This window comes from Paeniglutamicibacter sp. NPDC091659, from assembly GCF_044756805.1.
Lineage (GTDB): Bacteria > Actinomycetota > Actinomycetes > Actinomycetales > Micrococcaceae > Paeniglutamicibacter.
This window is the reverse complement of record NZ_JBIVTO010000002.1, coordinates 1-22,593: the sequence shown is the minus strand read 5'-3', so window position 1 is coordinate 22,593 and position 22,593 is coordinate 1. Positions and strand designations below refer to the sequence as shown.

General features: G+C 64.5%; 18 protein-coding genes and 2 pseudogenes. 9 read left to right on the top strand and 11 right to left on the bottom strand.

All coding sequences use genetic code 11. The features are described from left to right. Nucleotides 1-58: 58 nt before the first annotated feature. The 3 genes and pseudogenes from ACIQLF_RS05000 to ACIQLF_RS04990 form a co-directional block, all read right to left on the bottom strand. Nucleotides 59-172 carry a hypothetical protein gene (locus ACIQLF_RS05000; RefSeq protein WP_400296375.1) on the bottom strand — a complete coding sequence of 38 codons (114 nt, stop codon included), beginning with the start codon at nt 170-172 and terminating at the stop codon, nt 59-61. Between the two features lie 384 nt (nt 173-556). Then, nucleotides 557-1,324: pseudogene (locus tag ACIQLF_RS04995) on the bottom strand (HAD-IC family P-type ATPase); the annotation flags it as partial. Between the two features lie 25 nt (nt 1,325-1,349). Beyond that, complete coding sequence (locus tag ACIQLF_RS04990) at nt 1,350-1,781, bottom strand: universal stress protein (RefSeq protein ID WP_400296373.1); 432 nt, start codon at nt 1,779-1,781, stop codon at nt 1,350-1,352. 346 nt (nt 1,782-2,127) lie between these two features. On the opposite strand from ACIQLF_RS04990, the gene ACIQLF_RS04985 reads away from it, so the two are divergent. Then, nucleotides 2,128-4,611 (top strand): phosphoketolase, encoded by a 2,484-nt coding sequence (locus ACIQLF_RS04985; protein ID WP_400295107.1) that lies wholly within the window; start codon nt 2,128-2,130, stop codon nt 4,609-4,611. A 156-nt stretch (nt 4,612-4,767) separates the two neighbouring features. Here the strand turns inward: ACIQLF_RS04985 and ACIQLF_RS04980 are convergent, their stop codons facing one another. Then, on the bottom strand, nt 4,768-4,908 hold the full coding sequence (locus ACIQLF_RS04980) for a ferredoxin (protein WP_400295104.1): 141 nt from the start codon (nt 4,906-4,908) through the stop codon (nt 4,768-4,770). Continuing rightward, entirely contained in the window at nt 4,905-5,204 is a 300-nt protein-coding gene (locus ACIQLF_RS04975) for an NADH-ubiquinone oxidoreductase-F iron-sulfur binding region domain-containing protein (RefSeq protein ID WP_400295101.1), read from the bottom strand. Before ACIQLF_RS04975 ends, ACIQLF_RS04980 begins: the two co-directional genes overlap by 4 nt. A 131-nt stretch (nt 5,205-5,335) precedes the next feature. Here ACIQLF_RS04975 and ACIQLF_RS04970 point away from each other — a divergent pair, with 131 nt between their 5' ends. Next, nucleotides 5,336-5,647: a DUF3040 domain-containing protein gene (locus ACIQLF_RS04970; protein WP_400295099.1), complete on the top strand. Its 312-nt coding sequence runs from the start codon at nt 5,336-5,338 to the stop codon at nt 5,645-5,647. Nucleotides 5,648-5,961: 314 nt separating this feature from the next. Here ACIQLF_RS04970 and ACIQLF_RS04965 read toward each other — a convergent pair whose 3' ends face one another. Continuing rightward, the gene (locus ACIQLF_RS04965; protein ID WP_400295097.1) at nt 5,962-7,707 is read right to left on the bottom strand and encodes a GAF domain-containing protein; all 1,746 of its coding nucleotides are present in this window, start codon (nt 7,705-7,707) and stop codon (nt 5,962-5,964) included. Between the two features lie 818 nt (nt 7,708-8,525). On the opposite strand from ACIQLF_RS04965, the gene ACIQLF_RS04960 reads away from it, so the two are divergent. Both ACIQLF_RS04960 and ACIQLF_RS04955 read left to right on the top strand, forming a co-directional pair. Further along, on the top strand, nt 8,526-9,863 hold the full coding sequence (locus ACIQLF_RS04960; RefSeq protein WP_400295094.1) for a phosphoribosyltransferase family protein: 1,338 nt from the start codon (nt 8,526-8,528) through the stop codon (nt 9,861-9,863). Further along, on the top strand, nt 9,860-11,182 hold the full coding sequence (locus ACIQLF_RS04955) for an erythromycin esterase family protein (protein WP_400295091.1): 1,323 nt from the start codon (nt 9,860-9,862) through the stop codon (nt 11,180-11,182). Before ACIQLF_RS04960 ends, ACIQLF_RS04955 begins: the two co-directional genes overlap by 4 nt. Here ACIQLF_RS04955 and pta read toward each other — a convergent pair. Next, a pseudogene (gene pta, locus ACIQLF_RS04950) lies at nt 11,179-13,269 on the bottom strand (phosphate acetyltransferase). The gene ACIQLF_RS04955 and the pseudogene pta overlap by 4 nt on opposite strands. A 233-nt stretch (nt 13,270-13,502) precedes the next feature. Here pta and ACIQLF_RS04945 point away from each other — a divergent pair. Beyond that, complete coding sequence (locus ACIQLF_RS04945) at nt 13,503-14,513, top strand: zinc-dependent alcohol dehydrogenase family protein (protein WP_400295085.1); 1,011 nt, start codon at nt 13,503-13,505, stop codon at nt 14,511-14,513. Between the two features lie 112 nt (nt 14,514-14,625). On the opposite strand, the gene ACIQLF_RS04940 is transcribed toward ACIQLF_RS04945, so the two are convergent. Beyond that, entirely contained in the window at nt 14,626-15,270 is a 645-nt protein-coding gene (locus ACIQLF_RS04940; RefSeq protein ID WP_400295083.1) for a TetR family transcriptional regulator, read from the bottom strand. A gap of 462 nt (nt 15,271-15,732) precedes the next feature. Here ACIQLF_RS04940 and ACIQLF_RS04935 point away from each other — a divergent pair, with 462 nt between their 5' ends. Further along, nucleotides 15,733-16,815: a YbdK family carboxylate-amine ligase gene (locus tag ACIQLF_RS04935; protein ID WP_400295081.1), complete on the top strand. Its 1,083-nt coding sequence runs from the start codon at nt 15,733-15,735 to the stop codon at nt 16,813-16,815. 160 nt (nt 16,816-16,975) lie between these two features. Here ACIQLF_RS04935 and ACIQLF_RS04930 read toward each other — a convergent pair whose 3' ends face one another. From ACIQLF_RS04930 to ACIQLF_RS04920, 3 genes are all read right to left on the bottom strand, one after another. Beyond that, nucleotides 16,976-18,433, bottom strand: coding sequence for a multicopper oxidase family protein (locus ACIQLF_RS04930; protein ID WP_400295079.1), 1,458 nt, complete (start codon nt 18,431-18,433; stop codon nt 16,976-16,978). Then, a complete protein-coding gene (locus tag ACIQLF_RS04925; protein WP_400295077.1) occupies nt 18,433-18,660 on the bottom strand; it encodes an SHOCT domain-containing protein in 228 nt (75 codons plus the stop codon). The genes ACIQLF_RS04930 and ACIQLF_RS04925 overlap by 1 nt, the downstream gene beginning before the upstream one ends. A gap of 134 nt (nt 18,661-18,794) precedes the next feature. Beyond that, the gene (locus tag ACIQLF_RS04920) at nt 18,795-19,148 is read right to left on the bottom strand and encodes a DUF302 domain-containing protein (RefSeq protein WP_400295074.1); all 354 of its coding nucleotides are present in this window, start codon (nt 19,146-19,148) and stop codon (nt 18,795-18,797) included. A 453-nt stretch (nt 19,149-19,601) separates the two neighbouring features. Here ACIQLF_RS04920 and ACIQLF_RS04915 point away from each other — a divergent pair, with 453 nt between their 5' ends. The 3 genes from ACIQLF_RS04915 to ACIQLF_RS04905 all read left to right on the top strand — a co-directional run bounded on the left by ACIQLF_RS04915 (nt 19,602) and on the right by ACIQLF_RS04905 (nt 22,502). Next, nucleotides 19,602-19,904: a hypothetical protein gene (locus ACIQLF_RS04915; RefSeq protein ID WP_400295072.1), complete on the top strand. Its 303-nt coding sequence runs from the start codon at nt 19,602-19,604 to the stop codon at nt 19,902-19,904. 25 nt (nt 19,905-19,929) lie between these two features. Further along, complete coding sequence (locus tag ACIQLF_RS04910; RefSeq protein ID WP_400295070.1) at nt 19,930-20,847, top strand: ATP-binding cassette domain-containing protein; 918 nt, start codon at nt 19,930-19,932, stop codon at nt 20,845-20,847. Between the two features lie 89 nt (nt 20,848-20,936). Next, the gene (locus tag ACIQLF_RS04905; protein ID WP_400295067.1) at nt 20,937-22,502 is read left to right on the top strand and encodes an ABC transporter permease; all 1,566 of its coding nucleotides are present in this window, start codon (nt 20,937-20,939) and stop codon (nt 22,500-22,502) included. Nucleotides 22,503-22,593 lie beyond the last annotated feature (91 nt).

Below are 22,593 nucleotides of genomic sequence, written 5' to 3'. Positions count from 1 at the left end.
CAGACCGGCGGCTGGACGGGTGGCCACCGCAACGACCCGCGCGCCTTGGTCGTATTGTTCATCCAGGCGGGCCTGTGCATCGCAGCGGAACCTCGACGCACAGTCGCATGACATCCTCCGGGGAGCCCTTGCTGACAATAATTTGGTTCCCGGCCGAGTCCGCAACCAGCATGCTGGTCATTCGACGCCGGTGGTCAAAGGGAACGATGTCCAGCCGTTTCCAGCCGCCCGGCGCAAAGTCCCGGGCCGGCCCCGAATCCCACAGTGCGGCGTCCAAGGCGTTCTGCCCCATGGTCGAGACAATGTCCTGTGAGAAGTCGACCTCCGTGGACAACAACCCCAGGACAAGAAGTTCCTCCGCCGGGATCGTCGAAAGCACCGGCAGCGCAGCCGTGAATCCGATGCGCCCATCGGTCAAGGTGCCGGTCTTGTCCGTCACCAGCACATCCATATCGCCCAGGTCCTCGATGCAGACCAGCCGCTTGACCAAGACATTTCGCTTGGCGAGCGCCCTGGCGCCAGCTGCCAGGCAAGTGCTCACCACTGCGGGCAACAGCTGGGGCGTGATGCCCACGGCTATGGCGAGGGAGAACACCAACGAGTCGATCAACGGTCGCCCCAGGAACAGGTTCGCAATGAAGGTGAGTGTCGTCAAGACGACTACCACCTGCAGGAGACGGTACGAGAATCGTTACAAGCCCAGCTGGAATTCGGTATGCGGCTGGTATTCGCCCAGCCCCATGGTGATCCGGCCGAATTCGGCCCGGCCGCCCGTGGCCACCACGCCACCGACGGGGGCGGGGTTCTTGTCCACCGACAGTGATTCCCCGGTGAGGATGCTTTCGTCACACAAGAGGTCATCGCAGGACAGCAGCCTGATGTTCGCGGGGATGACGGCGCCCAAGGCCAGCCGAACCACATCGCCGGGAACCAGGTCCACAACATCGATCCGACGCGCGGTTCCGTCCCGAAGAACCACAACGGTGTGCGTGACCCGTGAGTGGAGCGCCTCCGCGGCGCGTTCGGCCCGGAATTCGTTGCTGAAGCCCAAGCCGACACTGACCGTCAAGATGACGGCGATAACCAACGAGTTCGTCTTGTCCCCCAGAAACAGGGACAACCCGGCGGTGACAATCAAAAGAACCAGGATCGGGCTACGCAGCTGCCGCCACAGAACGAACCAAGGGCTGGTCTTGTGGGTTCTCAGCGCGTTGGGGCCAACCACGGCCAAGCGGCGCTCCGCCTCCCCGTCGCACAGGCCTTTTTCGCTGGACTTCAGATCCAGCAGCACCCGTTCCACGGTTTGCCGGGCAGCGCCATCCATCGAGAGCACCGAGGCGTCCGCTGTTTCAGGGCATGCCGACTGGACCATGGTTGGTTTCACGTCCCGCTCCCCCGGATTCCGGTACCGTCGTCGCGGAATGGACCACAAGGACCGGGCATGACGAATGCTCCGCGCAGGCCGAGCTGACGGACCCGAGCAACAAGCCGGCAAATCCTCCATGACCTCGCGATCCGACAACAAGCATGACGGCCGACTTGCCTTGCTCAATCAGGACCTGTGCGGCTTGTCCCTGGCAGCACCGGCCAACCAGGCCTTCGGGCATGCGCTCGCCGAAGGCCTCGGCGAGCGCGTCCGCCAGGATCTGCCGGGCATCGGTTTCGGGGTTCCATCCCGGAAGGGCATAGGCACCCCACGAGGTCTCGAAGTGCCATGCCGTGACGGCACGAATGACTGCATCAAGGGACGGCGCCAATTTGGCAGCCCATTTGAGGGCCATCACGGAACAGACGGAGCCGTCGACCCACCACCACGATTTGCGGACGCTCGCGGTCCTTCAGGTCCGCCATGGCATCAACCGTCTTTCGCTTATCCAAAGATTCAACGGAGTTTCCCCGCCGAAGAAAAACGCACAGAACCAGCCGTCCCTAAACATCCATGATTTGTGCCCTGTGGAGTGGCTGAACAGGGCACAAAGTCCCTAACCGTTCTGCTGGATTCATGCAACGGTTGAAACGGCGGAACGCCCATCCTTCGATTCGAAGATCCAGCCGACTGGGCAGGGATCCAACCACGTCCAAATGGAGCAACCCTTGAAGAACCGGTTCGATCGAAAGACTCCCCCGGTGCAGCAGGACAACGCGAGAACCGGCGACGCCGAAGGGCTCGAACTCCTGAACAGATACTGGGATGCGGCCAACTACCTGACGGTGGCGCAGATCTACCTGCAGGAAAATGTCCTGCTCCGCATCCCGCTGGCTGCGGAGCACATCAAACCGCGGCTGCTTGGACACTGGGGAACCAGCCCCGGGCTCTCCTTGATCTACGTCCATCTCAACCGGCTCATCCGCAGGTCCGGCGCTGAGGTCCTTTTCGTTGCGGGACCCGGTCACGGCGGCCCCGCCGTGATAGCAAATCTCTACCTGGAGGGGACCTATTCCGAAATCTATCCCGAGGTCAGCCAGGACCTGGCCGGGCTTCGGAACCTAGTCCGGCAGTTCTCCACCCCGGGCGGCATCCCCAGCCACGTGGGGCCGGCCACCCCGGGTTCCATCCACGAGGGCGGGGAGCTGGGCTATTCGCTGGCCCACGCCACGGGTGCCGCGATGGACAACCCTGAGCTCATCGTGGCCTGCGTGATCGGCGACGGCGAAGCCGAAACCGGACCGCTGGCGGGTGCGTGGAAGGCCCCTGCCTTCCTGAATCCGAGCCGTGACGGAGCCGTCCTACCGATTCTTCACCTCAACGGCTACAAGATTTCCGGCCCCACGGTCTTGGGCAGGCAGTCCGACGATCAGGTCGTGTCACTGCTGCGGGCACATGGCTGGGATCCGGTGGTTGTCGCCGGCGATGACCCGGCGCTGGTGCATGCCGACCTTGACAGGGAGCTCGGGAACGCGCACGCAAGGATCATCCGCATCCAGGAGCAGGCACGCCGAAACGGGACGACCGGGCCGGCATACTGGCCCACCGTCATCCTGCGTACCCCCAAGGGATGGACGGGTCCGGACTTTGTTGACGGTGTTCCGGTCGAAGGCACGTTCCGCTCCCACCAGGTCCCGTTGAGCAGCGTCCGTGAAAACCCCGCCCACCTGTCCCAACTGGAACAATGGCTGCGTTCCTACAAGCCCGAAACGCTCTTTGACGCTGACGGATGTCTGGTGCCAGAGCTTGCAGCCCTCGCCCCGCAGGGCAATTTGCGCATGGGCGCCGGCCGATGGGCCAACGGCGGCACCACGATGGATCCGCTGCCCCTGCGACCCCTGGAAAACTACGCCCTCGACGTCGGCACCCCGGGATCCACCAAGCACGAGACTACCCGGCCGCTGGGTGAAATGTTCCGGGACATCTACACGGACACTGCCCGGGACCCCCGTTTCAGGCTGTTCAGTCCCGATGAAACCAACAGCAACAGGTTGGGAGGCGTCTTCGAAGTGACCGACAGGTGCCTGATGACGCCGGCACGGGACGGCGACGACCATCTGTCTCCGGAGGGCCGAGTCATGGAGGTCCTCTCCGAGCACCTCTGCCAAGGCTGGCTTGAGGGCTATGTCCTCACCGGACGGCACGGGTTCTTTGCCACCTATGAGGCGTTTGCCATGGTGAGCGCCTCCATGACCGTCCAGCACGCGAAATGGCTCCAGCATTCCCGCGAGCTTCCCTGGCGGCAGCCCGTGTCGAGCCTGAACATCCTGCTTACCTCGACGTGTTGGCGCAACGACCACAATGGCTTCAGCCACCAGGGGCCCGGCCTGATCGACACCGTACTGTCCCTGTCCGGCTCGGTGGTTCGTGTCTACCTTCCACCGGACTCCAACACGCTGTTGGCAGTAGCCGAACATGTCCTGCTCGGCAAGAACCACCTCAACCTGGTGGTGGTGGACAAGCAATCGCACCCGCAGTACCTGAACCTTCAGGACGCCCGCCGGCATGCCGCGGCCGGCGCCTCGATCTGGCATTGGGCCGGAAACGACGACGCGCCAGGCGGCAGGAGCGCCACCGGGGGCGCGTTGTCCGTCACCGCATCCTCTACCACGACATCGGACGAGCCCGCAGCCGCGACCGCCACCGAACCGGACATCGTCATGGCCTGCGCCGGCGACGTTCCCACGGAGGAGACGTTGGCCGCGGCGTGGCTGCTTCAGCGCCATGTGCCGGACCTGCGGGTCCGTGTTGTCAACGTGATGGACGTGTTCGTGCTCCCTCCCCGCGACGCCCACCCCCACGGGCTCACCAACGTCGACTTCGAAAGGCTTTTCACCTCCGACCGCGAGGTGGTTGTGGCCTGGCACGGATATGCCCGCGCCTTCCACCAATTGCTGCACGGGAGAAGGCACCCGGGTCGGTTCCATGTCCGCGGCTACAACGAACAGGGAACCACCACCACGCCGTTCGACATGGTGGTGCTCAACCGCATGAGTCGTTACCACCTTGCGCTGGAGGCCCTGAACCGGGTCGGCGACAGCTTCGACGGTGGCACCGAGTTGGCGGAACATTGCCTGGCAATGCTCGCAAAACACCAAACCCACATCCACCTGCATCTGGAAGACATGCCGGAAATTCGCGACTGGGTCTGGTCTCCGCCCCGGGACGCCCGAAACTCGTCCTGAATGCAAGTAGGGTTCCACGCCTCGGTGGTGCGCGTGGCAGCGGGCGGTCCAGACCTAGGGCTTGCTGGTTTGCCTGTCGGGGCCGCAAGCTGAGCGCAAGCTTGGGGCAGAGCCTGACCACATCCCTGGCGGCCTCGACATCGTCGGGACCGATCGCTACGTTCGTTCTGTTCGCGCTCCGCACATGCCTGACCAGGGGTACCCCCAATCATCGCGATCAAACACCTCCGGCAAGACCTCGACGCAGAGCCCTCGCCCGTCGCACCGCGTCCAGTCGATGTGCAGTGTTTCCCTCATGGCGTCCTCCCGTTCATCCGTGTGCAGTCCCCCGCCAAGTGGGCCTTGACATCCCCGGAGAACACCTCCAGGGCACTGCCGACCAGCTGCAGCGTCCCATCGGGGTGGTGGCAGGCACCCCGGCCGCCGACCAGCCGGCCCAGCCGTTCCAGTTCGCCGGCAAGCCGCGGGTCGTGGTCGCCGCGGGCCATCGCACCCAGGACCTTGGCCATGGCCGGCAGGCCGAACATGCACGGGCCGCATTGCTTCGCCGATTGCCCGGCTCGTCGACGCTTGATGGCACACCGTGTTGCCATGGTCCAGCGTTCGAGAAGCGGGGCTTTCGACTCTTCATTTGTTCAGCCCATGCGCGGAGTCTTGAGTTGTTCAGTCATTCGGGACTTGCCTCAGCGATTGGACTCCTATGTAAGGTTTTGAGGAGAAGACCATGCCACTCTCTGACTACGAGCAGAAAGTATTACGATCCTTGGAAAAGGACCTGTCAACGCAGTTTCCCCTGCTTGAACAGAAGATGAAGCGCTCTGATGCGCGGTTCAGCCCAAGATTCATCGTGGGCGCCGGGGCACTCTGTGCAGTAGTCGCGCTGGTGTTCGTGATCGTTGGTCTGTACATCGGGTCCGTGCTGCTAAGCATCCTTGCGTTCGTGGCGATGGGCGCTGGATCCTATTTTGCGTCAAGGGCGTCCACTCTTGCCCGCCTTAGACGGCAGGTCCAACATGTCCAGCCGCCTTCCGCCTAGCACCGACGGCTCGACAAGCTTGTGGTCGCCACGAGGCATTCCTGAACGCGCCAATGCATTGGCTTGCACATATCGTTCTATCGCACTGGAACCACAGGAAACCGATGACGGCACCGGACGCTTTCGTACCATTTGCGTACCGTGTTGCGGGCTACCTCGAATGGAAGCACCGTCCAAGACATGAAAAAATTTGCGGCCGACGCGCCACCATGAACCAGTGGCAGTCCCGATGATCCGCACGGGTTGGTTCCCACCCAATCCGGGCCAGGCGAAGCCGTGATTTCTCGCCAAACCGGGTTCCATGCATGTCGGTCCTATCCCGCGGTTGCGCTCTCCAGTCCAGCTGCAAGCGGTGCCGTCCATTCAAAATGGGTCCCGTTTTCCTTGGAACTCTTCACAAAAAAAGTTCCGTTGAGATCCTGGGCGCGTGCCTTCATGTTGTCGAAGCCGTTCTGGCTCTTGAGCTTGCTGAAACCGCACCCGTCGTCGACAACCACTACAACAACCGTGCCATCGACCACGTCGACGCGAATGCTGATGTTCTCTGCCTTCGCATGACGAACCGCATTGCTCATGCCCTCGGACACGACGGCGAGGACATGGCCCTCCATCACGAACGGGACAAGCTCGTCGACGGCGCTTCCCACATGGAGGCTCGGTGCGAACGGCAAGGACATGGATAGCTTTCGAACTACCTGAATGATCCTCGTGCTGAGAAACTGGGCGGTTCTTGAAGGCACTTGGAGCGAGTAGATCGTCTCCCGCAGTTCAGTGATGGTTGAGTCGAGTTCGTTCGTTATGGCCTCGATGCGTTCGAGCGCCACGGGGTCGACCAAGAATCGTGCAAGGCTTTTGGTGCTGAGGCCGGCGGCAAACAACCGCTGAATAACGACATCGTGCAGGTCCTTGGCGATGCGGTCCCTATCCGTGAAAAGCGCAAATTGCTCTCGAAGCTTGTATGCGCGCATCAGTTCCAGAGCCAGCGCGGACTGGGAACCGTATTTCCCGGAAAGGGTGATTTCCGAGTCCGTATACGCCGGCACCCCCGGTCCACGCGCCAGAATCAGGAGATCTCGGCCGGCTTCACTTGAACCCAGTGCGATCAGGAGGGCGGGGCCGATCTCGGCTTTCTCCACGGTGCCCTGAAGATGCTCCGAGAGATTGAACGGCACAGGTTGCTGTTCGTCGAAGACCCTCTTGACCAGCCCCTCGCCTATCCGGAACGAACGGCGCAGGAACCCCGGCGCGAGGGCGCCGGCTCCCGCCGAGACGTGGATGATTCCGTCCTCGCCTGCACAGATTCCAACCAGGGCCAAAACGGAGGACGACGCCTCCAGTGCCTGGCGCGCGACAATCGTTTTCCCCGACTCCGCGTCCTCGGTTCTCTTGTCCATCATCTGCACGGCCACCTGCATGCTCGCTTCAATCCACTGTGTCCGCAAGCGGGCTTCGTCAAAAAGGTTCGCGTTTTCTATGGTGAGCCCCGCCGCCGTGGCCAGCACCACGGCCAAGTCCTCGTCGTCGGATGTGAACGACTTGCCGTGCCGCTTCTCCGTTAGATACAGGTTTCCAAATACGACATTGTGGACGCGGATGGGCACTCCCAAGAAGGATTGCATGGGCGGGTGGAAGGGCGGGAATCCAACTGATGCCGGATGACTGTGGAGATCATCCAGCCTGATCGGCTGCGGATCGTCTATCAAGACACCGAGTACACCATGGCCTGTGGGCAGTGGGCCTATCCGTTCGGCCAGTTCGGGGTCTATGCCTTCGGTGATGAAATGGCTCAGTTTCTTGCCCTTTCCGATGACCCCCAGCGCACCATACTTGGCGTCCATGAGCTTGCATGCAGATTGGACGACATGCTGAAGAACGGCAGTCAGGCTCAATTCCTGGGAAATACTGATGACCGCCGACAGCAGCCCCTGCAAACGCGTTTGGGATTGGACCAGTTCCTCAATGCTGGCAACGAGTCCGTTGCGCAGATTCTCGATCTCCGCCGATGAAGATGTGGAGGAACCCATCGTTAAAGGGTCATCTTTCATCGAAGGGAATTCCATGGGATTTCTCCGTCCAAGGGAAACAAAAAGCACCGACGACTGACAATGACTATTTGGCCGAGACAAACACAGGCTACGCTCAGCGGCGTCGAAACTCCATCAGCTCCGAACCGGGCAACGAGGCACCGGGGTAGCTGGGGATCGTTCCCTCCCGGTGGCTTGCCGCTGCATTTCAAGGAGCAGGCGACGCTACCGTGCCGGCTGTTTCGCCGCCGTCAACGACGCATTCTGCACCCGCAACGAAGGCGGATTCGTCCCCTGCAAGGTCGTGCACCAAGTCGGCGATATCCTTCGGCTCCCCTCGGTGCCCGCAGTCCGCCAAACTGGACTCGAACGATGCCAAGGGCCTTATTCCTCTGGAATGCCCCAAAGCCAAGGCATGTACTGGAAGTGCGGCCAGCCTCACCGAGCGCAGGTTGCTTCCCTGTCTCGGCAGGATAGATCAACCATGCACGGTGATGTTCGCGAGGAGCCGAGACCGGTGGCAACGCCCGGCAATCGTCACGGCTGGCACCCATTTGTCGACATTTTGTCCCGTGCCTCCGAGTTCGGGCGGATTGAAGCCGGCGGCCCGGTCATCGCCACGACGCATGAGAGAAAGGCACCTGGCATGACCACGGCAAGAGACAACAAGGATAGATCCGGGCGTGTGTTTGTTCAACCGAACAGAAACGTCTGCGGCATTGACAACCATGCCATGCGCAATCCCGGGGCGGGTCCCCGGGCAATTGGAAATCCAGTTCGTGCAGAATGTCGGGAATCCACGAATTTACGGGACTCATGGGGGTCCCTGACCAGCTCGCAGAAAGGTGAGAGCCATGCATGAATTCAGGGACCGCATAGACGCGGGCCGGAGGCTGGGCCAACGACTTGCAGGGTTGCGCGGACAAGACCTGGTGGTTCTGGGGTTGCCCCGGGGCGGTGTTCCTGTCGCCTTCGAGGTTGCCAACAAGCTCGGCGCGCCCTTGGATGTCATTGTCGTACGCAAGTTGGGTGTGCCGTTCCAACCCGAAGTCGCAATGGGAGCCATAGGCGAAGGAAACACGCGGGTGCTTGATACACACCTCATCGCCCTTGCAGGCGTCAACGAAGCGGAACTTCAATCCATTGAGCGGAGCGAGCGTGACCTGTTGGAGTCAAGGGTCGCAAGGTACCGCAAGGGCCGGGAGCGCTTGGATCTGCACGACCGCACGGCCGTCATCGTCGACGACGGCCTCGCCACCGGAGCCACTGCACGTGTTGCCTGCCAGGTTGCCCGGCAATTGGGCGCGGCAAGAGTGATTCTGGCCGTGCCGGTGGCCCCGGTCCGGCTGCTGGCTTCGCTGACAGAGCCGGACGACGTCGTGAGCCTGATTTCCGTCAGGAATTTCGAGGCCGTCGGCTACCACTACAGTGATTTCTCGCCCACGGAGGACGATGAGGTCGTGCGGTTGCTCGATGCCGCCGCGCTGCGCCGGCATGCTGTCCGGGCGCCGGATGGCGCAGTCGACGACGAGGCCGTTGAAATCCCCTGCGATTCCGTGGTGCTCCGGGGCGACCTCCACCTGCCCGTGCGTTGCGACAGTGTTGTGGTGTTCGCCCACGGCAGCGGCAGCGGGCGAAACAGCCCCCGCAACAAGTTCGTGGCCTCGGTGCTCCAGGGTGCCGGGTTGGGCACCCTGCTGTTGGACCTGCTGACGCCCGCCGAAGAGGCCGACCGGGCAAATGTGTTCGACATTGCCCTGCTGGCAGGGCGGCTCACGGCGGCAACCCGGTGGCTCGGCGCCAAGTTCGGGGCCTCCCCATGCAAGATCGGCTACTTCGGGGCCAGCACGGGCGCCGGCGCCGCATTGTGGGCCGCCGCCGAACCGGACGCGCGGATAGCCGCCGTCGTTTCACGGGGCGGACGCCCGGATCTAGCCGGCCCCCGGCTGGCGGCGGTACGTGCCCCGACCCTGTTGATCGTCGGAAGCGCAGATGCCCTGGTCCTGGACCTCAACCGCGAGGCCATGGCCAAAATGCGGGCACCGACCCGGCTTGAGGTCGTACAGGGGGCCACCCACCTTTTTGAGGAGCCCGGCACCCTCGCGCAAGCCGCCACGCTGGCCGCCGACTGGTTTGGCCGCTACCTCTTGCCCGAACGGAACCCAGAACGCGCACCGGAGGAGCAAAAATGAACGAGAACCCGTACGCGGCGGCCGACCGCTCGGAGGAGCTGTCCCAGATCCGGTTGCTGGCGCACCGGCTCGCCGGCGCCGGGGACCTGGACGGCTTGGTCCGCCTCGCAGCCGACAGGCGTTTCGTCTGCCTTGGCGAGGCGTCCCACGGCACCCACGAGTACTACAGCTGGCGCGCGTTGGCCAGCCGACGGTTGATCGAAGAGCACGGCTTCAGGTGGATCGGGGTGGAGGGCGACTGGCCCGACTGCTGGCGGATCAACCGCTGGCTCAGGGGTCAGGGCGACCAGGACCTGGACGCGTACCGGTTGCTGGCCTTCTTCGAGCGCTGGCCGACTTGGATGTGGGCCAATGCCGAGGTTGCAGGGTTCCTGGACTGGCTGCGCGGGTGGAACCTCGATCGGGCCGAATCCGAGCGCACCGGCTTCTACGGCCTTGACGTGTACTCGCTGTGGGACTCGCTGCGGCAGATCTTCAGCTGGCTCGAGGAAAACGCGCCCGATGCCCTGCCCGCCGCCCTGCGGGCCTGGAAATGCTTTGTGCCGTTCGGGGAGGATCCCCAGCGGTACGCCTGGAACACCCGCCTGGTGCCCCACTCCTGCGAGGCGGACATCGTCGCGCTGCTGGCCGAGGTGCACCGGCGAACCCTGGGCAGACTGCCCACCGACCCCGAGGCCTTCGACGCGGTGCAGAACGCCGTCGTCGCGGCCAATGCCGAGCTCTACTACCGCACCATGGTCCGCGGCAACCAGCAGTCGTGGAACATCCGCGACCACCACATGTGCGACACCATCGACCGGATCTCGCTCCACCACGGCATCGAATCCAAGGGGCTGGTGTGGGCGCACAACACCCATGTCGGCGACGCCCGCGCTACCGACATGTCCCGTGGCGGCATGGTGAACATCGGGCAGTTGATGCGACGGCGCCACCCCGGGCAGGTGCTGTTGGCCGGGTTCGCCTCGCATTCCGGGTCGGTCATCGCCGCCGAGGCCTGGGGAGCGCCCGAGGAAGTCATGGCGGTTCCGGCCGCCGTTCGCGGAAGCCACGAAGACCTCCTCCACGAGGCTCTCGCCGAAGCCTCCCTGCTGCTGTTCGGACCCGACCGTTCGGGCCCCTGGCTCGAATCCCTGCACGGCCACCGGGCCATCGGGGTGGTTTACAATCCGCACCGCGAGGCCGGGAACTACGTCCCCACACACATGGGGGGACGCTACGACGCACTGCTCTGGATCCCGCAGGCCACGGCGCTGCACCCGTTGCACCACGAACAACGGCCCGAGGAGCCGGAGCTCGAAACCGAACCCACGGGCTTCTAGGGACGGTGCGGACCGGCTTCACCGGTGCCCGGCACCCCATCGGCCATTTTGCCTTGGGCCTGCACCGCCGTGATGGCGACGGTGTTGACGATGTCCTCGACCGTGGAGCCCCGCGACAGGTCGTTGATGGGCCGTCGAAGGCCCTGCAGGATCGGCCCCACAGCAACGGCGCCTGAGGACTGCTCGACCGCCTTGTAGGTGTTGTTGCCGGTGTTCAGGTCGGGAAAGATGAAAACCGTGGCTTGACCCGCCACTGCGGAGGACGGCAGCTTGAGCGCCGCGATGGACGCATCAACCGCGGCGTCGTACTGGATCGGCCCCTCGACGGCCAGATCTGGGCGGGCGGCCCGGACAAGTTCGGTGGCCCGCCGGACCTTGTCCACGGGGCTTCCTGTGCTTGAACCCCCGGTGGCGTAGGAGAGCAACGCCACCCGGGGCTCCACCCGAACAGGGCCGCCGTGTCGGCCGAGGCCACGGCGATGTCGGCAAGTTGTTGCGCATTGGGTTCGGGGTTCACGGCGCAATCCCCGTAGACCAGGACGCGGTCGGGAAAGAGCATGAAGAACACCGACGACACGGTCCCCGCGCTCTCCCGCGCCTTCACGAATTCCAGGGCCGGGCGGATGGTGTCTGCAGTGGTGTGGGCGGCCCCCGAGACCATGCCGTCCGCGATGTTCAGCAGGACCATCATGGTGCCGAAGTACGCCCCCTCCAGCATGGTTTCCCGGGCACGGGCGGGCACCATCCCCTTGTGTGCCCGCAGGCGCTGGTATTCGAGGGCAAAACGGTCCCTCAGTTCCGAGGTGGCCGGATCGATCAGGTTCAGCCCGTCCAGGCCGATGCCGTGGCTGGCGGCCAGCGCGCGGGTGGCCGCCTCGTTGCCCAGGAGCGTCAGGTCGCAGACGTCCCGGCGGTGCAGGATCTCCGCGGCGCGCAGCACCCTGACGTCCTCTCCCTCCGGCAACACGATGCGTTGCCGTTGGCATCTGGCCCGTTCGATGAGTTCGTGCAGAAAGCGAAGGGGCGTCGTGGTGGCGGGGCGCGGAAGGGCCAACCGCGCCAGCATCTCGGACTCGTCGACGCAACGGGCCCACGAGCCAAGGGCCGCGGCGACCTTGCGCCGCTGGCCGACGTGGATTTCGCTTCGAATCCCCGCCACCGTGTGGGCCACGGAGTAGGTGTCCTGCCCACTGGCGAAGACCGGAAACGGCGCGCGGGCAAGGAACCGCAGCACATCGGGCCCCGGGGTCAGCCCGTCGGTCAGGATCATCGCGCTGGGGATAGGGAACTCGGGCGAGAACGCGGAGGCAAGGCTGGCCACCATCACGTCCACCCGGTCCCCCGGCACTATCACCAGGTCGCCGACGCCCAGGACCTGCAGGAAGTTGCCCGCCGTCATGGCCGCCACCTTGACCGCTCGGTGCTGCCGGCCAGGTGCCTCCGCCCCAGGGCGGCAGCGACGTCGCCCACCGTCGGCATAGAGATCTCAGGGATGACGTAGACGGGCCGTCCGCTCTTTCCGGGGCGGATTCCGGCCTTGATCCGGGCCTCCGCGGCGGCATCGGCACGATTCAGCATCACGGCCAGGAGCGAGCAACCCGAGGCGGCAAGCTCCTTGCGCGCCGCGTCGACGGCGTCCGCGGTTTCCTCCGGCCCCAGGCCCCGGCCCCGGCAACTGCCAGCACCGGCAGTCCCAGGCTGTTGGCCAGGCGTGCATTGAGGCCGAATTCCGCAGCCGCGTCGCGGCCGCTGAGGTCCGATCCCTCGACCACCAGGACGTCGCAATGCTTGGCGACCTCGCTGTACATGGCGAGGGTTGCGGCTTCGATTTCCTCGCCGCGGCCGGCCGCCAGCAAGCCCCTGGCCGCGGCGAGCGTCAGCCCGCCCCGGCACACCGACGCCTCAAGGTCGTAGAGGCGCCGCAGCATGCAGACCATCGGGTCGAGCTCCGGATCCGTGCCGCCGACGATCGGCCTGAAGAAGCCGCCCCTGTCGGCATGGCGGTGCAGGGCATCGACCAGCCCCAGAGAGACCAGGTTCTTGCCGGATCCCGGAACGGAAGCACAAACGTAGATCCCACGGGCCACGGGAACGACCTCACCTTCACGAGTTCGATTTGGGCGGGATGGCGTCGTCGCTGACGTCCGGCATGGCATGAGCAAAGCCGGCTACCCTTCAGGATGACGGCAAACTCAGTTGCCGACCAGTGGCCTAAGTCACCGATCGGCGACGTGCGGGCGGAAGACCGGGCACCGGGACCTTGTGCCCTACTCCCAAGCGCCGGCAACCGCCATCCTCGGGGCAGGAGAAGGAGTCCGTCATGCGCGCTTGGTGGGTTGGCCAACCCGGTCCGATTGTCTCGCACCCCCTGGTCCTGGGCGATCGCCCCGATCCCCAGCCCGCAGCCGGGGAGCTGCTGCTCGACGTGCAGGTGTGCGGTGTATGCAGGACCGATCTGCATCTGGCCGAGGGCGACCTTGTCCCAAGGCACAGCCGGGTGGTCCCCGGCCACGAGATCGTCGGCATCGTCCGCGAGGCAGGTCCGGGCTGCAGCAAGTTCGAGCCCGGCGACAGGGTCGGTGTGCCCTGGCTGGGCTCGGTGTGCGGCATCTGCCGGTTCTGCCGTCGGGGAGACGAAAACCTGTGCCTCGCCCCGGCCTTCACCGGGTGGGACCGCGACGGCGGATACGCCGAACTCGTCACGGCGGCCGAGGACTTCGTCTACCGAATCCCACCCAATCTGGCCGACGAGCATGCCGCGCCGTTGCTGTGCTCCGGCATCATCGGCTACCGTGCGCTCAAGCGTTCGGCGCTTCCTCCCGGCGGTCGCCTGGGCATTTACGGCTTCGGAGGATCCGCCCACCTCACCGCCCAGATGGCCCGCCACATGGGCGCCTCCGTCTACGTCATGACCCGGTCGTCCGAGGCGCGCGCCCTCGCCCTTGAACTCGGCGCGGTGTTCGTCGGGGGCCCGACGGAGGCCCCGCCCGAACCGCTTGATTCGGCAATCCTTTTTGCCCCCGTCGGGGACCTTGTTCCTGTCGCCATGCGTGCACTGGACCGAGGCGGAACGCTCGCCGTGGCGGGAATCCATCTCACCGACATTCCGTCCCTGCACTATGAAACCGACCTTTTCCAGGAACGCCAGCTGCGCAGCGTCACCGCCAACACAAGAACGGACGGCGAGGAATTCCTGAAGCTGGCCGCCGAGATGGAGTTGCGCCCCACAACAACGATGTACGCCTTTGCGGCCGCCGACCAGGCCCTCGAGGACCTTGCCCGCGACCGTGTCACTGGCACCGCCGTCCTGCGCATCCAAGGCCTCGGATAGCGGTCCTCGACCGCGCCGAAATCTGCGTCGGCCCCGGCACGCTGCCATGTCGGTGAAGCTGAACGATGGTCGGCGAGCGCAGCCGGCTTGGCACCCGGCAGGTCTGGGTCTTTCATGGTTTCGGGGTGCCCGGCAAGGCTTCGAGGGTTCCGGTCAGGTAATGCTGAACCACGGGTCCCAGCAGCCGTGCGATCTCGTCATGCCCGGCCGACGCCAAGGGTTCGAGTTTGATCACGTAGCGGGCAAGCATCAGACCACCCATCTGGCTCGCTGCGAGCGACCCACGAAGGCGCGATTCCTCCTCGTCGTACCCAAGATCCGCCATGACGCGGTCAAGGATAAGATGGCGGATCATCCGGCGCATGAGAGTTGCGTACGCCTCGGATTTGAACACCTTGCCAATCAACGCAAGCATGGCTGCCTGCGCGTGCGAATCCCAGACCCTGAGCATGGTCCGCACCACGGATTCGCCACGTTCGGACGGCGCCTGACTTAAGGCCTCGGCCAAGAGCTGGTCCGGAACGAACGGCAGATCCAGACACGCGGCCAACAGGTCATCCAGACTCCCGAAATGTTCACGGATCGTGGCCTCGTCGACGCCCGCCTTTCGGGCGACGTGCACGACGTCGACGGTGTCTGCACCGGCATCTGCCAACAGGCTCTGGGCGGCATCGACAATCGCAGCGTGGATGACCGTGTCATGATTGCTCATCAGGATCCCTTTCAAGCTCGAAACGATCCCGGTCTGCGGCAGCATGTGGTGCGGGCGCACATTACCAATCCCGTCGAGGGCGGAACTGACCGGACCACGCAATCCTCTCCCGTTGCACGGCCACGCACCAGTGTCGAAGGTCCCCTGCCGGCGCGGTTTTCGAAACCTTCGATCGCTGGCCGGCGCAGTCGGCACCGGCACTTGTTTCTGCGTTCGCTCGGGGCCATGCTGTAGATGCCGAACACTGACGTACCAAGATTAGTTGTGTGCAGATCGTTCTGCTGCGTTTGGACAACAAACCATCTGCCGAAGGCTTGCAGGCACGGAGCCAAAAACCGCTGCCCCTGCACTCAAACACCGAGCAGACAACACATGAGGATCGCGTTTCGGACGAAACACCTTCAGGGGCGGCCATCCCCACGCGATACGCCTTCCGTGGACGGAAGGCAACGCGGCCGGTCCGCCCACGGACAACCAGAACTCGCCAGGTGAAGGAAGATACGCAGAATGCGTACATTTGGTATCGAGGAAGAATTCTTCATTGTGGATCCGCTCAGCGGATTGCCCGGCACTCCATCCGCCACGGCCCGGACCGAACTGCTGGCGCTCACCGCCGGCGGCACCGGAACCCGCGGCGAATTCCTTGTCTGCCAGTTGGAAAGCAACAGCCCGATCTGTACCGAACGCGGCGAGGCCCTTGCAACCGCGCAAACGTACCGCAAGGCCTTGGCGCGCGCCGCCAAGGACCTTGGTTTCCACGCGGTGGCGCTTGGCACTCCCCCGCGCATCTCCGATGCTCCGGCGACGGTGAGCTCCGGCGACAGGTACCGTGCCATCAGTTCTTTGTATGGCGAGCTCGCCGCGGAGCACTACATCTCGGGCTTGCATGTGCATGTGAACGTGGAAGACACCGAAACAGGCGTCATTGCGTTGAACGGATTGCGCCGTTGGCTCCCGGCGCTGACTGCATGCGGTTCCAATTCACCCTACTGGCGAGGAACAGACACCGGCTTCGCCTCATGGCGAAACATCCACTACCGGCGTTGGGCCCTCCAGGGCATCCCGCCGTACTTCGCAGACATGCAGGACTACGAAGAGCGGATGAAACTCGTCCTCGGCGCCGATGTGGTGCTGGATTCGGGCCACGTGCGGTGGGGCGCAAGGCTTTCCACCATGTATCCCACCATTGAGGTCCGGGTGGCCGATGCCCAGCTGAGCGCCTCAAATTCGATCTTGTTGGCGCTGGTCGTCAGGTCGTTGGTGGACACGAGCCTCAACGGCGCGCCCCCGCGCCTCCAGCCCATGCCCGAAGCCCTCGACCTGGCGCAATGGCAGGCCGCAAAATTCGGCCTGCGTGGCAACAATTTCGATCCCTTCGACGGGACGAAGACCTCCGCGTCCCGCATGCTTCACAGCTTGATGGAGCACATCAGTGACGCCTTGGAACGCAACGGCGACTACGAATACGTATCCTCCGGAATCTCCCGGATCCAGGAACAAGGAACCGGTGCCTTCATCCAGCGCCGGAATTTCCGCAACGGCGGATTCAGCGAAGTCCTGGCGAAAGCGGCTGCCGCGATCGCCACTTGAAATCAAGGCGCCCGTTTTTCCCTGACCAGAGGAAGGATCCACACCGACTTCGATTGAAGGTTGATTCACCGTTGAGAACGGAGCTTCCTGGCACCGTCGCAGCCGTTCCCACCGGGGGAAATTCACGGCGCGCTTGCCCCGGAACCTGGAAGATGTCGGGTCATCGCGATTCGATCACTCCCATCATCCCGGCGTCCTCGTGATCCAAAATGTGACAGTGGTAAACGGTTTTTCCGGTGAAGTCATCGAAGGCGATCCGAACCCGGACGCTGCTGCGGGCCGGGACATTGACCACGTCCTGCCACCTGGGGATGTCCACGGGAAGGCCTGCCTGTTCGATGACCTGCATGGGCCACACGTGCAGATGCACCGGGTGGTCCATCAGACTGGTGTTCCGCAGCGTCCATTCCTCGACGCCGCCAGCCGAAACAGTGGTATCGACCCTGGCCGGGTCAAAGGACTTGCCGTTGATGGTGAAATCCATCATCCCGGCACCCAACCTCATGCCCATGCCCATGGCGAAGACCAGTTCGCGCCGGGCGGCGACCGGCTCGGCCCGGAGGTCCCGCGGCGCCGACTGCTCGGGGACAGAAGCCATGCCGGCGACGGGTGCACCTGCGACTGTGAAGGTCGCCAGGACCGCCCCGGATCGGCCAACCGAAGAGCGCGGAGGGCCGTTGCCGCCCATCATCGACCCCAGGCTTCCCCTGTTCACGGGCAGGGCACGCAGCACGGCAGTGCCTGCCTGGGCGGTGACCAACAGGTCCGCCCTGTTCCCCGGCGCCAGCAGCACCTCGTCGACATCGTCTGGGACCCTGAAGCGGCCGGAGTCCAGGCCCAGCAGTTGCAGCGACTGACTATCCAGGCGAAGCTTCAGGTACCGGCCGGTGCAGGCATTGACGACCCTCCACCTTTCACGCTCGCCCGGCCGGGCTGCCAGGCGCGGGTTCAGCTGTCCGTTGACGAGGACCAAGTCGCCTTCCCGCCCCATCATCTTCTCCATCACCGACACGGCGGCGATTCTTCCGTCCGGAGTCAGGGAAATGTCGGAGATCAGCAGAACCCGTTCCCTGATCGTCGGGATGGGCCGGTCATCCTGGACGACGATGGCCCCGTACAGCCCGCCGAAAATCTGGTCGGCGACCAAGCCGTGGTGATGCGGGTGGTACCAGTAGACGCCCGGCGGGTGATCCGCCGGCAGCTGGTACTCGTAGTCAAAGGACGTGCCGGGGCCAACGGCAAGCAACGGATTGTCGCTGTTGCCCTGCGGGGAAACATGCAGCCCGTGCACGTGCAGGTTCGTCGGGTTCCCCAGCCGGTTCTCCAATCTCACGTTCAGCCGGTCTCCGGCCCGGAGGAACAGGGTGGGTCCCGGCAGGGAACCGTTGTAGGACAGGGCGGTGGCATCCTTGCCGGCGATCCTTACCTTTCCCGAGGCAGCTGAAAGCGTCAGTCGAAGCCGGCCATCGACACTGGTCAGGGCCTGCGGTTCCTCCATGTCCTGCCCACGGACGGCCTGAAACCCCCCGCTCCACAGCAATCCTGCCGCGCCGGTCGCGGTGGCCGCGGCCCCGAGACCTCCCAGGAGCAGTGCGCTGCGACGACTCAGGGGTTGCATCAGGTTCCGTCCCTGAGGGTCTTGAGCCGTTCGCGGTATTCTTCGGTGGTCATTTCACCCCTGGCATAGCGCTCATCCAGAATCCGCCGGGCGCTCCTGCCGTCGCCAGCCCCGCCTGAAAAAGACCGCACCGCAAGGATGCCCAGCAGGACGAGGCCGATGACCAACAGCAGCCAGAAGAGCCACCCCCAGCCCATCATCGAACCATATCCATATCCATCCATCATTTTCCTTCTCCTTATCCTGCAGTACCGGCCACCGCACCGGTTGCGCAACGGTTCTCGGTGATTCCCGGCCAAGAGTTCTTTCAACCGGATTCGCTTTCAATGTGCCGGCGTGCGGAAGACGCGATCCGGTAGATTCAGCGATTTGCCGCCGGGTTGTCACTCAGCCTGACCATGGTCTGGGGATCGATGGCCTGAATGGTGGTTTCAGTGGCGTCCGCATCGCGGCGAACGACGACGTTGCACGGAAGAAGTGCACCGAGATCCTTCTCGGCAGCGAGCGCGCGGCTGGCCAGCGCCGGGTTACAAGCGCCCAGGATCACGTAGTCCCCAACGGCATTGGCCGCTTCGGTGCCGAGCTTGGCCGCAAATACAGCGCGAACGTCAATTTCGGACAGAATCCCGAACCCCTGGGAGGCAAGGGCCTCGCGAGTTCGCCGGACGGCTTCCTCCCATCCCACAGGGACGGTGGCGGTATGGGTGTAGGTCATCGCGGCTCTCCTAGGATTGGATTTTCGCAGGTTGCCCACAGGCAAGTGACGAAAAGGGCCTTCCCTGGCCCTCCGTATTCATCCTCACCGCCTTCCGGGCGAAGACACGGCCCTGCTTGCGTGTTCTCTCCGGCATCCGGGTGGCGGAGTACTGGCAGTGGACCAGCTGGCCGACGGCTCCTGCCCCCATCAATCATGTGCCCGGACTCTGCGAACCATAAGAGTTTCTGCAATCCACCGTAGACCCCCGATGGTGTTTCAAACACCCCCTGTAGATCGCTCTCGTTTCCCCTCCGAACAGCCAGCATCACGGGTTTCCGCGATGCCAGGCCACTCCCTACCCCGTAGCAATTTGGAGGCCCTTCGCCCGTGCACCTCCGTCCGGCCAGATCCGGGCTCATGGCCACGCTGCGCCCGTTGTGGATCGCATGGCACGCGCGTAGCGTGAATTGCATGAGCTCGACAGGGATTTCATCCTTTGGTAGCCAGAACCCGGAGCACGCGGCGAGCGCCCGATTCCAAAACGCCGCAATCGATTGCTTCGCCGTCGATGGATTCGATGCCTCGGCGCAAGGCACTGTCACGGAGGCCGGCATCGAAGATTCTCCCGCCGCCACGCACCGGATCACCCTTGGGCCATGCAGCCACGGCCTTTTCACCGACGCCACGGCCTTCGACGCCTGCCTGTGCTCGCTCGCAGAGGCGTCGACCGACGGAGCTGCGACTCCCCGGTCTTTCGTTTCCACCGATTCCTGATCCGCCCAGCACCCAAGGAAGACCGATGTCGAGCACCAGCCCTGCGGTCGAAGTCGTTGGCCTGTGCAAGTCGTTCGGGCCCCACATTGTGCTCGACGGCTTGGATCTGAGGGCCGAGACGGGCCAGGTCGCGGGTTTCCTCGGCCCCAACGGATCGGGCAGGTCCACCACCTTCCGGATCCTGCTGGGGATGCTGAGGGCAGAGGCAACGACCATGCGTGTCCTGGGCGGCGATCCGTGGAATGATGCCGTCGCGCTGCACCGCCGGATTGCCTACGTCCCGGGGGAAGTCAGCCTCTGGCCGAACCTCACCGGAGGGCAGGCCATCGACATCATTGGCAGGCTCCGGGGCGGCGTGGACAAGCGTCGACGGGACGAGCTCCTGCAGCTCTTCGACCTCGATCCCACGAAGAAAGCGCGCGCCTACTCCCAGGGAAACCGCCAGAAGGTCGCGCTGGTTTCCGCGCTGGCTTCCGATGCGGAACTTCTGGTTCTCGACGAACCGACCCTGGGGTTCGACCCGCTGATGGAGGCGGCGTTCAGGGACTGCATCAGGGAGGCCAAGGCCCGGGGACGCACGGTGTTGCTCTCCAGCAACAGCTTTGCCGAGGTGGAAATCCTCTGCGACACCGTGACGATCATTCGACGGGGCAGGACGGTGGAATCGGGCAGGCTGGATGGGCTTCCCCGCCTGCACCACACCGCCGTTTCGGTGATCTTGGACGATCCGACGGCCTTGGCCTCGATGCCGGGAGTGAACGACCTCGTCATCGACGGCCAGCGAGCGACACTGACCGTGGCCGATGCCGACATGGGTGCCATCCTGGCCGGCCTGGCGCTCTTGAGGCCGCGCGGGATAGTGGCCACCCGACCGACGCTCGAGGAGCTTTTTCTTCGGCATTACCGCACGGAGCCTGCCGCGGACCGGGAGGTCCTCCCGTGAGCGTCCCCGGATCCCCGCTATCGTCCGGAAAGCCTCACTCGTCGGCGCATCGGCACCCTTCCCGGGCGCAATTCCAGGGGTTGCCGGACATGATGCGCCTGGTTTTCCGCCACAACCGGTGGCGCCTGCTGGCGTGGGCGGTCGTGATCACGGGCATGATCCCGCTGGTGAATGCGTCGCAACGCGCAATGTTTCCCACCCCGGCGGACCGCGAGGCCTACGCCGCGATCGCAAGCAATCCCCTGGTCGCCGCGCTCACGGGAACCCCGTATGCGGCGGACACCTTCGGGGGGATCCTGGTTCTCAAGATCTGGATGACGCTCGCGCTCACCCTTGTCTTGTCCACGATCTTCCTGGTGACGCGCAACGGCCGGTCCGAGGAAGAATCCGGGCGGACGGAATTGCTGCGCGCCAACGTGCAGGGCCGCCACACCTACACACTGGCAGGCTGGTTCGTGGTCGCCGCATACAACGTGTCCGTCGGCATCCTGGTCTCGGGCGCAGCCGTCGCGCTGGGCCTGCCGGCGGACGGCAGCCTGGTGCTCGGTGCCTCGTTGGCGGCACTCGGACTGTTTTTCCTCGGCGTCTCCGCGGTCATGGGACAGCTTTTCCCCGCCGCTCGCGGCGCAAACGGTGCGGCCGCCGCGGTACTCGGCGTCGCCTACGTGCTTCGTGCCATCGGCGATCTGGAGGGCAACGGGACCGCGCCCGGTTGGACATCCCTGCTGTCTCCGATCGGATGGGCCCAGCAGATGCGTGCGTTCGGGGAGAACCGGTGGTGGCCGTTGGTTCCCCTGGTGCTGGGTGCGGTCCTCCTGTGTGGCGTTGCCATGGCCGTCGAAGCCCGGCGCGACCTCGGCACCGGAGTGCTGCCGGTGCGGCCGGGGCCGGCAGCGGCAGGCCGGTTCCTGGCGACACCGTTCGGCCTGTCATTGCGGCTCCAACGCGGGCCGATCATCGGGTGGTTCGCCACCGTGCTGGTCATGGCCTGGATGTACGGATCGGTGGCATCGGCCATGGCAGACCTGCTTGGAACCAACACGGTGTTCATCACCTTGGTCGGCCGGCACGGCACGGCGACCACGAGCGGCGTTCTCATGTTCTTGTCGATGCTGAACGCGATCGCCGTGAACGCATTCGTGGTCGAGAGTGCATTGCAGCTGAGAACCGAGGAAGCCACCGGGCGTGCCGAGGCCCAGCTCGCGGGGAGCCTATCCCGACTGCGGTGGGCCTGGGGACGGCTGCTGGTCACGGTCATCGGCTCCATCCTGATGCTTGTGGTCGGAGGCACCATCATGGGGGCGGCCTACGGCGCCTCACGGAACGACCCCTCGCAATTGTGGGTGCTGGCGGGATTGTCCCTGTTCGAGTGGCCCAGCGTCATGGTGACGGCGGGTGTCGTCGTTCTGCTGATCGGAGTGGTTCCGCGCCAAGCCGCAGCACTGTCGTGGTGCTACTTTGGCGTCTCATCCATCGTCAGCATGTTCGGACTTCCGCTAGCCTCAGCAGAAAACATGCTGTTCACGGCTACGGCGGCCTTCCCGGCGGATTCCCTTGTGCTACTCACCCTCGCGGCCTTGACCGCGATCGCCGTCGCGTTGTGGGCAATCGGGCTTGTGCGGTTCGCCAGGCGCGACCTTGCCCCTGGCACCTAGATGATTGATTCCAAGGGATGACTACGCGGGCAAGGGTGTCCAGACTCGAGGTGTAATCACCAACATTCGAACCTGGAGAGTTCTGATGGAC

Excerpts from the sequence above, each read along its gene's own strand:
- ACIQLF_RS05000 (WP_400296375.1), bottom strand. The coding sequence starts at position 172 with ATGCTGGTTGCGGACTCGGCCGGGAACCAAATTATTGTCAGCAAGGGC.
- ACIQLF_RS04990 (WP_400296373.1), bottom strand. The coding sequence starts at position 1,781 with ATGGCCCTCAAATGGGCTGCCAAATTGGCGCCGTCCCTTGATGCAGTC.
- ACIQLF_RS04980 (WP_400295104.1), bottom strand. The coding sequence starts at position 4,908 with ATGAGGGAAACACTGCACATCGACTGGACGCGGTGCGACGGGCGAGGG.
- ACIQLF_RS04975 (WP_400295101.1), bottom strand. The coding sequence starts at position 5,204 with ATGGCAACACGGTGTGCCATCAAGCGTCGACGAGCCGGGCAATCGGCG.
- ACIQLF_RS04970 (WP_400295099.1), top strand. The coding sequence starts at position 5,336 with ATGCCACTCTCTGACTACGAGCAGAAAGTATTACGATCCTTGGAAAAG.
- ACIQLF_RS04965 (WP_400295097.1), bottom strand. The coding sequence starts at position 7,707 with ATGGAATTCCCTTCGATGAAAGATGACCCTTTAACGATGGGTTCCTCC.
- ACIQLF_RS04960 (WP_400295094.1), top strand. The coding sequence starts at position 8,526 with ATGCATGAATTCAGGGACCGCATAGACGCGGGCCGGAGGCTGGGCCAA.
- ACIQLF_RS04955 (WP_400295091.1), top strand. The coding sequence starts at position 9,860 with ATGAACGAGAACCCGTACGCGGCGGCCGACCGCTCGGAGGAGCTGTCC.
- ACIQLF_RS04945 (WP_400295085.1), top strand. The coding sequence starts at position 13,503 with ATGCGCGCTTGGTGGGTTGGCCAACCCGGTCCGATTGTCTCGCACCCC.
- ACIQLF_RS04940 (WP_400295083.1), bottom strand. The coding sequence starts at position 15,270 with ATGCTGCCGCAGACCGGGATCGTTTCGAGCTTGAAAGGGATCCTGATG.
- ACIQLF_RS04935 (WP_400295081.1), top strand. The coding sequence starts at position 15,733 with ATGCGTACATTTGGTATCGAGGAAGAATTCTTCATTGTGGATCCGCTC.
- ACIQLF_RS04930 (WP_400295079.1), bottom strand. The coding sequence starts at position 18,433 with ATGCAACCCCTGAGTCGTCGCAGCGCACTGCTCCTGGGAGGTCTCGGG.
- ACIQLF_RS04925 (WP_400295077.1), bottom strand. The coding sequence starts at position 18,660 with ATGATGGATGGATATGGATATGGTTCGATGATGGGCTGGGGGTGGCTC.
- ACIQLF_RS04920 (WP_400295074.1), bottom strand. The coding sequence starts at position 19,148 with ATGACCTACACCCATACCGCCACCGTCCCTGTGGGATGGGAGGAAGCC.
- ACIQLF_RS04915 (WP_400295072.1), top strand. The coding sequence starts at position 19,602 with ATGAGCTCGACAGGGATTTCATCCTTTGGTAGCCAGAACCCGGAGCAC.
- ACIQLF_RS04910 (WP_400295070.1), top strand. The coding sequence starts at position 19,930 with ATGTCGAGCACCAGCCCTGCGGTCGAAGTCGTTGGCCTGTGCAAGTCG.
- ACIQLF_RS04905 (WP_400295067.1), top strand. The coding sequence starts at position 20,937 with ATGATGCGCCTGGTTTTCCGCCACAACCGGTGGCGCCTGCTGGCGTGG.